The 10,458-nt window shown below is 42.8% G+C and carries 10 protein-coding genes and 1 riboswitch; of the genes, 4 read left to right on the top strand and 6 right to left on the bottom strand.

Translation table 11 applies throughout. The annotated features are described in order from the left end of the window. A partial coding sequence (locus AC1DWN_RS19085; protein ID WP_477560487.1) for a LysR family transcriptional regulator occupies positions 1 to 865 on the bottom strand: 865 nt, incomplete at its 3' end. A 204-nt stretch (positions 866 to 1,069) separates the two neighbouring features. Here AC1DWN_RS19085 and AC1DWN_RS19080 point away from each other — a divergent pair. The 3 genes from AC1DWN_RS19080 to sdhB are packed head-to-tail and all read left to right on the top strand — an operon-like array spanning position 1,070 to position 4,292. Next, positions 1,070 to 1,741, top strand: coding sequence for a succinate dehydrogenase cytochrome b558 subunit (locus AC1DWN_RS19080; protein ID WP_477560486.1), 672 nt, complete (start codon positions 1,070 to 1,072; stop codon positions 1,739 to 1,741). Between the two features lie 26 nt (positions 1,742 to 1,767). Next, positions 1,768 to 3,525: a succinate dehydrogenase flavoprotein subunit gene (gene sdhA / locus AC1DWN_RS19075; RefSeq protein WP_477560485.1), complete on the top strand. Its 1,758-nt coding sequence runs from the start codon at positions 1,768 to 1,770 to the stop codon at positions 3,523 to 3,525. A 2-nt stretch (positions 3,526 to 3,527) separates the two neighbouring features. After that, entirely contained in the window at positions 3,528 to 4,292 is a 765-nt protein-coding gene (gene sdhB, locus AC1DWN_RS19070; RefSeq protein WP_477560484.1) for a succinate dehydrogenase iron-sulfur subunit, read from the top strand. Positions 4,293 to 4,478: 186 nt separating this feature from the next. On the opposite strand, the gene AC1DWN_RS19065 is transcribed toward sdhB, so the two are convergent. From AC1DWN_RS19065 to corA, 5 genes are all read right to left on the bottom strand, one after another. Continuing rightward, positions 4,479 to 4,787 (bottom strand): winged helix-turn-helix transcriptional regulator, encoded by a 309-nt coding sequence (locus tag AC1DWN_RS19065; protein WP_477560483.1) that lies wholly within the window; start codon positions 4,785 to 4,787, stop codon positions 4,479 to 4,481. A 152-nt stretch (positions 4,788 to 4,939) separates the two neighbouring features. Further along, a complete protein-coding gene (locus AC1DWN_RS19060) occupies positions 4,940 to 5,785 on the bottom strand; it encodes an EamA family transporter (RefSeq protein WP_477560482.1) in 846 nt (281 codons plus the stop codon). A gap of 155 nt (positions 5,786 to 5,940) precedes the next feature. Continuing rightward, on the bottom strand, positions 5,941 to 6,750 hold the full coding sequence (locus AC1DWN_RS19055) for a histidinol-phosphatase (RefSeq protein WP_477560481.1): 810 nt from the start codon (positions 6,748 to 6,750) through the stop codon (positions 5,941 to 5,943). Between the two features lie 42 nt (positions 6,751 to 6,792). Beyond that, positions 6,793 to 7,695, bottom strand: coding sequence for a LysR family transcriptional regulator (locus AC1DWN_RS19050; RefSeq protein WP_477560480.1), 903 nt, complete (start codon positions 7,693 to 7,695; stop codon positions 6,793 to 6,795). 208 nt (positions 7,696 to 7,903) lie between these two features. Then, positions 7,904 to 8,839, bottom strand: a complete 936-nt coding sequence (corA, locus tag AC1DWN_RS19045; RefSeq protein ID WP_477560488.1) for a magnesium/cobalt transporter CorA — start codon at positions 8,837 to 8,839, stop codon at positions 7,904 to 7,906. A gap of 476 nt (positions 8,840 to 9,315) precedes the next feature. Next, positions 9,316 to 9,424, top strand: a riboswitch (SAM riboswitch). A 141-nt stretch (positions 9,425 to 9,565) separates the two neighbouring features. Here corA and metA point away from each other — a divergent pair. After that, positions 9,566 to 10,458, top strand: an 893-nt coding sequence (metA, locus tag AC1DWN_RS19040; protein WP_477560479.1) for a homoserine O-acetyltransferase MetA, incomplete at its 3' end; no start/stop codon positions are given.

Raw genomic sequence — 10,458 nt, 5'->3', positions numbered from 1 at the left:
CATTAATCCACAGCCTCACAGATTGGCTGAGCGCGGCAGAATCAGCGTGAATGAGCGACGTCGTACGTTTTGTATCCTGAAGCTCTCGAATAGGCAATACAATGAGGTCATTATCCTCTAACAGCTGAAGTCGCATGTAAGATTGAGGTAGTAATGTCGCCGCTCTGCAAGTGTGCAGAAGTCGTAAAATCGCTTCGAATGAATCGATTTCCATACGCACATCCGGTTGAAGATGATATTTATCGAACAACTCATCGGTTAAAATACGATACCAAGTTCCTTTGGAGAACAAAATCATCGGCATCCCGGTTAAGTCCTGTATACCGAGTGCTCCTTTATCTGTAATCATTTGATTACGCGGCAGTACGAGCGACAAATGATCCTCAAATAGCGGAATGCATCGTACCGTCGAGTCTTCGATACTTGACGCGACGATACCGATATCGACTTTATGATCACGGACAAGCGATACGATTTCATGTGTTTTACCCGTTATCGCTTTGATATCGATTTCAGGATGCGTTGCTGTTAACGTTTGTATGAGATCAGGCAGAGTTGTTTGCAGTGTTGTTAAGCTTGCGCCAATGGTGAGTGAGGTTCGACCGGTAACCGTAAATTCGGAAACGGTTTGCAAATATTTGCGATGAAGCTGACGCAGCTCAATTGCATATTCGTACGTTAGTTGGCCGATGCGAGTAAGCTCAAGCCTTTTGCCAATGCGGCGAAACAGCTCTACACCAATTTCCTGCTCAAGCTTAGCTATTTTTCGGGATAACGCCGGCTGCGATATATTAAGCAGTGCAGATGCTTTATTCATACTGGATTGCTCGACAATCACAGTAAATACATGCATTTCTTCATTCATAGAAAAAAACCCCTTATGTTTATTTGTTATAAGAAATTATAAAAAATAAGCAATTCCATTATAAGCTGAAATAGAGTACGATGGGAAGTGTGGCAAAAGTGTGTCGATATTTGTTGACGATGGTACATGCTGGGGTTACAATGTAGAATGATTTGTTTAGATTAAGATTATTGCATTCACAGTCTTGAAAGGAGAAGGAATGAAATGAAACAAAATTCGTATTTCGCGCGCAAACTCCACTCGCTTCTCGGGATTATTCCACTTGGTGGTTTTATCCTTGTGCACGGGCTGACTAACTATCAGGCATTTGAGCGCGGACCTGAAGGCTTTAGCAAGGGCGTAACTTTGATTAACAGTATGCCAATTTTGCCATTGCTAGAGATTTTCGGGATTTACCTCCCGCTATTGTTCCATGGTATTTACGGCTTATACGTCGCTTACCAATCAAACAGCAATACGGGGCGCTTTAAGTACGGGAGAAACTGGGCATTTACAGCACAACGGATTACGGGGGTAATTACCTTCATATTCGTATTCTGGCATGTGTATCAGACTCGTATGCAAGTTTACCTGGGCAATATTACGCATGAGGAGCTAGGCTCGACGATGAATTTAATCGCAAGCAGCCCTGTCTATTTCACGCTTTATGTAATTGGTGTTCTTGCTGCAGTATTCCATTTCAGCAACGGCCTATGGTCATTCCTAGTTAGCTGGGGCATTACAGTCGGCCCTAAAGCGCAGCGTATTTCTTCCTATATTTGTATGGGTGTTTTTGTTGTCGTATCTGCGCTGTTTATTCTTTCACTTGTCGCGTTTAGCGGCGATGAATTTAAGGAAGCTGCAAATGCTGCATCGGCATGGACGAATATCGGATAGTATGAAGACAAGGAGAGCGAAACGTTATGTCTAAAAATAAAATTATTATCATTGGCGGCGGACTAGCTGGCTTGATGGCAACCATTAAAGCAGCGGAAGCAGGCGTGCATGTTGATCTGTTTTCTCTAGTGCCAGTTAAACGTTCCCATTCCGTATGTGCTCAGGGCGGAATTAATGGGGCAGTTAATACAAAAGGGGAAGGCGATTCCCCGTGGGAGCATTTCGATGATACGGTATATGGTGGAGACTTTCTAGCGAACCAGCCTCCGGTAAAAGCAATGTGCGATGCTGCACCTGGCATTATTCACCTGATGGACCGTATGGGCGTTATGTTCAGCCGTACTTCTGAGGGCTTGCTTGACTTCCGTCGCTTTGGCGGTACGAAGCATTCCCGTACAGCATTCGCAGGGGCAACTACTGGCCAGCAGCTGCTGTATGCGCTTGACGAGCAAGTACGCCGCTGGGAAGCAGCGGGTCTAGTTAACAAGTTCGAGCACTGGGAATTCCTTGGCGCTGTACTTGATGATGACGGCGTATGCCGCGGTGTTTCGGCGCAAGATTTGCGTTCGATGGAAGTACACACCGTTCGTGCAGATGCGGTAATCTTGGCATCAGGTGGTCCTGGTATTATTTTCGGTAAAACAACGAACTCTGTTATTAACACAGGTACAGCTGCTAGCGCGGTTTATCAGCAAGGTGTTAACTATGCGAACGGCGAGTTCATTCAAATTCACCCAACAGCCATTCCGGGCGATGACAAGCTTCGCTTGATGTCCGAATCAGCACGCGGTGAAGGCGGTCGTATTTGGACTTATAAAGATGGAAAGCCTTGGTACTTCCTTGAGGAAAAATATCCGGCGTACGGAAACCTTGTGCCTCGTGATATCGCAACGCGTGAGATCTTCAGCGTATGCGTGGACCAAAAGCTTGGCATTAATCAAGAAAACATGGTTTACCTTGACTTGTCACATAAGGATCCGAAGGAGCTTGACGTTAAGCTTGGCGGTATCATTGAAATTTATGAGAAGTTCATGGGCGACGATCCACGTAAAATTCCGATGAAAATTTTCCCAGCGGTTCACTATTCAATGGGCGGCATGTGGGTTGATTATAATCAAATGACAAATGTTCCAGGTCTATTCGCCGCTGGTGAGTGTGAGTATCAGTACCATGGAGCAAATCGTCTAGGCGCTAACTCCTTGCTATCAGCTATCTACGGTGGTATGGTTGCTGGTCCGAAAGCTGTAGAATATATTAAAGGTCTGAAGAAGTCGGCTGAGGATCTTCCTTCATCCGTGTTCGATCGTGAAAATAAACGTCAAACGGATAAATATAATAGCATTTTAGCGATGAACGGCAACGAGAATGCATATGTAATTCATAAAGAGCTTGGCGAAATTATGACAAACAATATGACAGTTGTTCGTTTTAACAACAAGCTGGAAGCAACGATCGTTAAGATCAAGGAGCTTAAGCAGCGTTATGCGAAAATCAATATTAATGATACAGCGCAATGGAACAATGCTGGTGTAGCATTTACACGTCAATTATGGAACATGCTTGAGCTTTCCGAAGCGATGACACTAGGCGCGTTGCTGCGTAACGAAAGCCGCGGAGCCCATTACAAACCAGATTTCGCTGAACGTGACGATGATCATTTCATGAAATCGACAATTGCTAAATGGACAAAAGAAGGACCTGAGATTTCATATGAGGACATCGATGTTAGTCTGATTACACCTCGTAAACGTGATTACTCTACGGATAAGAAGAAAGGAGAATAACGATGGCAACAACGACTGTCGCTTCAAAAACGGTTAAATTTATTATTACCCGGCAGGACTCTCCAGAATCTCAGCCTTATACGGAAGAATTTGAAATTCCATACCGCGCGAATATGAATGTTATAAGCGGGCTGATGGAAATTCAGCGTAATCCGAAGACGGCGGACGGTAAAGGTACTGCACCAGTATGCTGGGATTCAAACTGCTTGGAAGAAGTGTGCGGTGCATGCTCTATGGTTATTAACGGCAAGCCGCGTCAAGCATGCAGCGCGTTGATTGATAAGCTGGAACAGCCGGTACGTCTTGAGCCAATGCGTACATTCCCAGTTGTCCGTGATCTTGTTATCAATCGTGAGCGGATGTTCGGTGCTTTGAAAAAAGTAAAAGCATGGATTCCAATCGACGGCACATACGATCTTGGTCCTGGACCTCGTATGGCCGAGTCGAAGCGTCAATGGGCTTACGAGCTTTCCAAATGTATGACTTGCGGAGTATGCTTGGAAGCATGCCCGAACGTCAATGATCGCAACAGCTTTATCGGTCCAGCAGCTATTTCCCAGGTTCGTTTGTTTAATGCGCATCCGACAGGGGAAATGAACAAAGAGGAGCGTCTGGATGAACTAATGTCCGATGGCGGTATCGAAGGCTGCGGAAACTCGCAAAACTGTGTTCGCTCATGCCCGAAAGGTATTCCTTTAACAACATCAATCGCTGCTATGAACAAAGATACAACGAAACACTTATTTAAGAAATGGCTTAATGCTTAATAAGGCAAGCCTATGGAATGAAGGATAGGAGCCCTCAATTAATTGGGGGTTCTTTTACTACTATTTTTGATATTGATTATTATTATCAATAGTAACGGATCGTAAAATCATTGTCAATTGCGAAGTTGCTGAGAAGACAGCTGTAAACACAAAAAAACCGCCTAGGCGGTTTTCTGGCTTAAATCCTTACATCCATTGTTCTCCCCATTTTTGAATCGATTCAATAACAGGTTGGAGCTCATGACCTCTACAAGTAAGCTCGTACTCTATTCGTACGGGCATCTCCGGATAAACTTGACGTTTAATAATGGTTAGCGCTTCTAATTCTTTCATTCGATCAGTGAGCATTTTATCGCTCATTTCAGGAATTTGTTCTTTAATTTCTTTGAATCGCTTTGGTCCGCCCAGTAAAACCCTTATAATTCTGCCAGTCCATTTTTTTCCTAATATGTCGGCCGCGGCTTCGTATTTTGGGCACATTGTCGAATAATCCAACCGTATCACCCCGCTTTTTGTATTACTATTGTAGCATATGAACGAACTAAAAGTAAGTTCATTTCATCGATAATGTAAATAATTATATTTACTTTAATAAAGTTAGTGCAGTTATGATCTAAATTGATGATTGATCTGTGCGAAGACCCAAATTATAAACGGATGATTACTAAACCGATTATCAAACAAGCAAAAGCCACCCATTGCACGGTTGTAAGTTTTTCTTTATAAATGGCAATAGCACCAGCCGCAACGACCAAGCTATTTGTGGCGAAAATAGGAGCGGCCAAGTTTGCCTGTCCGGTAGACAGTGCTGTCGCATACAGCTGTAATCCGCCATAAGAGAATATGCCTGCTATAAGACCGTACCACAGTCCGGTGCGCCTAGAGGCTTTAGAATCAGATCCTTGAACAGGTAGGAGGAACCAGCATAGCGAAAGTGCATAGGCAATAAACAGAATAGGGGCGCTTGGAAGTCCAAGCTCGTCAGTTACCTTCAAGCCACCATTGCGTAAAGCAAACATGAGGATAGCAGTTCCTACAAGAACAAACCAACGTTTCTCAGTTATGGTGAGCGGTTCTTTGCGTTTGTGGGCTATAAATACGACAGAGAGCAGCAGTAGGCTGATACCAACAGCTTGTGATGCGGAGAGTGGTTCTCTGTACCACCAAGTAGCGATTGCTACAACTAAAATAATGTTCATATTGGTGAGCGGGGAGGTTAAGCTTGCGGGTCCGTAATGAAGTGCTTTCATAAATAACGCATTTCCCCAAGCGGAGCCTGCTCCAATAATAATGCCGGCAATCCATACGTCAGCATTTGCAAGCATTGGCAAAGTTCCTTCAAGCGCAGCGTGGACCCCGAAGCCAAGCGATCCGGATGCATATAAACCAAGCAGCAGCAACCGTGATGATCCCCCGCGCATTTGAGATACTTTCATCCACCATCCGGCTAGTCCAAACAAAATAGCGCTGCTGATTGCCGTGATGAGCCACATGATGTCCAACTCCTTAAATTTGTTACACAAATGAAATAGTTCTGTGATCGTCCCATTACATTAATGGGCTATTATAATAAACAAGACCCCCTTTTAATATATCTCTTGGGACCTGCAGCGTGCAGGTCCATTTTTTTATCTTTTCGTAAGTACATTTATATAGGTACGATAATTTGCTGACGCTGGCGGTAAAAGACCCACTGTGTAAACCCTATTTCCTTTAAGCGCTTCTCAACGAGCTCCCATTCATCTCCGACTCTGCTTGGCAAATGCGCATCAGAACCGAAAGTGACGTTAACCCCATAGTACAGAGCACGCTCTAAAATCTGATCAGAAGGATACCAACCCCCAACATCCTTTGTGCTGCCGGATGTATTGATCTCAATGGAAACGTTGGATGCCGCTATGACCTCAAGTGTCTGATCGATTTGAGAATTCGCAGGGATGTCCGAAAATGCCGGGTAGTAGCCTTTCATCGCATCAATATGTCCTAAAATATCAAACATGCCGCTGCGCGCCGATTGCTGGATGAGATCGTAATAATTGTTTTTTTGCTCGATCTGCTGAGCTTCGTTTAATCCTTTCCAGCGATTTCTATTGAAAATGCTAACTCCGCTGACTTGATGAACCGATCCAATTAAATAGTCGAAGGGGATGTTCTTATAAGCTGCTCGATAGATATCCGCATATTCCGGATAGTAGTCAGACTCCATTCCAAGCAGGACTTCGATTTTACCTTGATATTTCTCTTTTAATCGCAACACCTCATCTACATAGCTGGAAAAATCACTTTTAGCCATAGCTATCCCAGGTGAAGGCTGATCCTCTTTATGATAGAAATAAGGTGAATGATCAGAGATGCCTATAACTTGAAGTCCCACGTCTATCCCTGCGATGATGTAGTCTTCAATATTACCATCGGCATGACCACACCTGAAATGATGGGTATGTAAATCGAATTTCATTGTCACTTCTCCTATCTCTTAGTTAGTAGTTAGTATTAGCATTTACTCACTGCTTATAAACTGATGTTCAGGCATTCCCTTCAAATCACTTAGAAATTGATGCATTGCTGTATTTAAATAACGACTGGATTTATAAACTACGCCTACAGGATGGCTAATTTCCAGCTCGTGGACTTTTATAATCTTTAATGTGCCAAGGCGCAGTTCGTTCGCGATAGACAGCTTCGAAACAACAGCAGCACCGAGATTGATTTCTACCATTCGTTTTATTTCTTCGCTGCTTGAGACTTCCATAATTATATTAGGGTTAAGATTGTATTTGCGAAAAATACGATCAACAAACCTACGGCCAAGTGTATCAGGGGAGAGCATGATCATAGGAATGTCTTTCAGTGTATCAACTGTAGTATGTGTTAAATGACTCATTGGATGCGCAGGAGATACAACAAGCTCGAATGTGTCATAATAGAGCACTGAGGATTTCAAATGAGGGCTTTTTTCATTTAGATACGTGATGCCGATGTCGACAGAACCGTTTTCAACGCTTGTCATAACCAGAGATGACGGCATAGAATGTATGGTCGTTTTAATTAATGGAAATTGGTTTTGAAAATAAGATAAAACACGCGGCAAAATCTGAATGGCGATTGATGCTGTGGTGCCAAGCAAAATATGACCTTGCGGTGTTAAATTTAAATCAGAGAGCTTTTGTTTCAACTCTTCTACGATGGTCAACATTTTCTCCGCGTGCTCGAGAAAAACTTGTCCATGATCGGTTAAGGTGACGGGCTGATTACGATCAATAAGGACCGTCTTGAACTCATCCTCCAAGCTTTTGATTTGCGCCGATACGGCTGGTTGAGTTAAGTTAAGCAGCTCTCCGGCTTTTCGAAAGCTCATCGTTTTGGAGATGGTGAGGAGTGTTTCAAGCTGGCTAATGTTCACGTCAATCCCCCTTTCAAGGTTCAGACTGTTTCAAGACTTATTTATTCATTATAAAGGATAGTAATCCTTACAGCAAAACAGCAAAATAAGGGGCTAAAATGTATTCCATTGGCATGGAATGAGCTTATACATAAAAAGGCTGCAGCTCAACAAGGCATGAATGGCTTGTTGAGTTGCAGCCTTTAGGTTGAAAAGGTATTTCAGGCTTCTATAACCATTCCTTCTTGCGGAAAATAATAAACATGCTAATTCCTAGCAATAGCATGAAGCCAAGTAAAAAGTACGATCCAGCTTGCAAATGCAAGCCAGGTATGAAGTCGAAATTCATGCCGTAAATACCTGTAATAAATGTCAATGGCATAAAGATTGTTGTAATAGCAGTGAACACACGCATAATTTCATTGGCCCGGTTGGACACGCTTGATTGGTAAGCTTCTCGTAAGTTGCCCATTAAGTCGCGGTACGTATCGAATGATTCGGCTATTTTTAATGCATTTTCATAAATATCACTAAAATACTTTTGCAGCTGGTCATCGATTAACTTTAAGTCTTTCTTATTTAATGTAGCGATAACATCCCGCTGAGGCCCCAGCACTTTTTTTAACCACAGAATCTCACCGCGCAAGCCAATGATTTCGTTCAAATGTGATTTTTTGGTATGCATAAGAATATCTTCTTCAAGCGTCTCGATTCGAGTATCGATGCGATCACCAACGAGGAAATAATTATCGACGACAATATCGACAAGGTGATAGAGAAAGTAATCGGGTCTGTTAACTTCTTGCTCCCACAAAACGGGTTTTAACGCGCGGAGCTCATTAATTTTTTGTTTAGTAACCGTTATAATAAAGTGGCGTCCAAGAAAGATATTAAGCGCGCGCAGGAAAATTTCTTCATCGTCGAAACGTATGCTATTGATTACTATAAAATAATGGCTTTCATAAATTTCGATTTTTGGACGCTGCTCATCCTCGCTGAGACAATCCTCTACAGCAAGATCATGCATGTTGAACATGGGCTGCAAAACAGCTAAATCTTCAACGTCTGCATCGATCCAATAAAATCCCTCTGAAGCCGGGATAAGCGTTTGTGTAATATCTTCAATAGGTGTAAAAACGCCGTTACTAACAAGACGAATTTTCATCATCAGTCACTCCTTCTCTTCTTTAGAGGTGACTGCCGACTGAAGCGTAGGCACAGAGCGCAATCCGCACCAATTGCCTTATTCAGTCTTCGAAACTGAGCAGACGGCATAGGTTACGGATAGAGCTGCAGCCGCGCGTTCAACCGGCAGTAACCGTATTCGGTAATTTTCGGGCTTAGGTCTATCTCCGTCCATGTCCGTTTGCACTCCTTTGTTAGTCAAATAGGTAAAATAATTCTTGTCTAGTATACTCCCGTGTTAGCTTTACATTCAAGCTTTTATACAATGATTTTCGACCTATATCGCTAACATATGCAAAGTCATTTATGTTTTGTGATAAGAAGCCAGCTGAACTTGCAAATAAGCAGTCAGTCTACGAAAAATTGAGGGTAAAAACTTTTCTAGATCTTGACTCTAATTACAGAATGCATTAAAGTTAATGGTAAGTGAATCGCTGAAAATTGAATAGACTTACTTTCTTATCAAGAGCAGGCGGAGGGACTAGCCCGATGAAGCCCGGCAACCGGCATAACTATGCACGGTGCTAATTCTTGCGGAAACATTTATGTTTCTGGGAGATGAGAGAGGCGGATGGCTTCTTTACTGAGCATACGACCTTTTCTCACAGCAGAAAGGGTCTTTTTGTTGTTAAAGCGGTCATATCGCCTAGTTTTGCTTGTGTTATTGAAGCAGGCTGTGGTAACTACACTTTTGGGAGTGATGGAAATGCCTATCAAAGTACCAGACAACTTACCCGCTAAAGAAATACTTAACAATGAGAACATTTTCGTAATGGATGAGAGTATTGCCTACCATCAAGATATCAGACCTTTGCGTATAGCTATTTTAAACTTAATGCCAACAAAAGAAACGACAGAAACACAACTGCTTAGGCTCATTGGTAATACGCCGCTGCAAGTGGAGTTTGTCCTGTTGCACCCTAGAACACATACTTCAAAAAATACGTCAACAGATCATTTGGAGTCCTTCTACAAAACGTTCGATGATATTTCAGATCAATATTATGATGGACTAATCATCACAGGCGCGCCAGTGGAACATTTACCTTTTGAGGAAGTAACGTACTGGGAAGAGTTGAAGGAAATTATGGAATGGAGCACTAGGCGTGTTACTTCAACATTCCATATATGTTGGGCAGCACAGGCTGGTTTGTATCACCATTTCGGAGTGCCGAAGTACAACTTGGATAATAAAGTTTTCGGAGTATTTCCTCATACAGTTGAGAAGCGTAATGTCAATTTGTTGAGAGGCTTTGACGAATTGTTCTTTGTGCCGCAGTCGAGACATACAGAGTTCCGTCGTGAGGATATTGAACAGATTGATGATCTTCACATTTTGTCAGAGTCTTCTGATTCAGGCGTTTATATTGTAGCTACAAAAGATGGCAAACAAATTTTTGTAACAGGCCACTCCGAGTATGATCCGACCTCACTTAAGTTTGAATACGATCGCGATAACGAAAAGGGCCTTCACATAGACTTACCTAAAAATTATTTCCCGGGAGATAATCCAGCGAACCAGCCGCTGTCAACTTGGCGGGCTCATGCGAATCTATTGTTCTCAAACTGGCTTAACTATTACGTATATCAACAAACACC

This window comes from Paenibacillus sp. P4_A7 (assembly GCF_056402455.1).
The sequence above is the reverse complement of the archived record's forward strand: the minus strand, read 5'-3'. Positions and strand labels throughout refer to the sequence as shown.

Excerpts from the sequence above, each read along its gene's own strand:
- AC1DWN_RS19080 (WP_477560486.1), top strand. The coding sequence starts at position 1,070 with ATGAAACAAAATTCGTATTTCGCGCGCAAACTCCACTCGCTTCTCGGG.
- sdhA (WP_477560485.1), top strand. The coding sequence starts at position 1,768 with ATGTCTAAAAATAAAATTATTATCATTGGCGGCGGACTAGCTGGCTTG.
- sdhB (WP_477560484.1), top strand. The coding sequence starts at position 3,528 with ATGGCAACAACGACTGTCGCTTCAAAAACGGTTAAATTTATTATTACC.
- AC1DWN_RS19060 (WP_477560482.1), bottom strand. The coding sequence starts at position 5,785 with ATGTGGCTCATCACGGCAATCAGCAGCGCTATTTTGTTTGGACTAGCC.
- AC1DWN_RS19055 (WP_477560481.1), bottom strand. The coding sequence starts at position 6,750 with ATGAAATTCGATTTACATACCCATCATTTCAGGTGTGGTCATGCCGAT.
- corA (WP_477560488.1), bottom strand. The coding sequence starts at position 8,839 with ATGAAAATTCGTCTTGTTAGTAACGGCGTTTTTACACCTATTGAAGAT.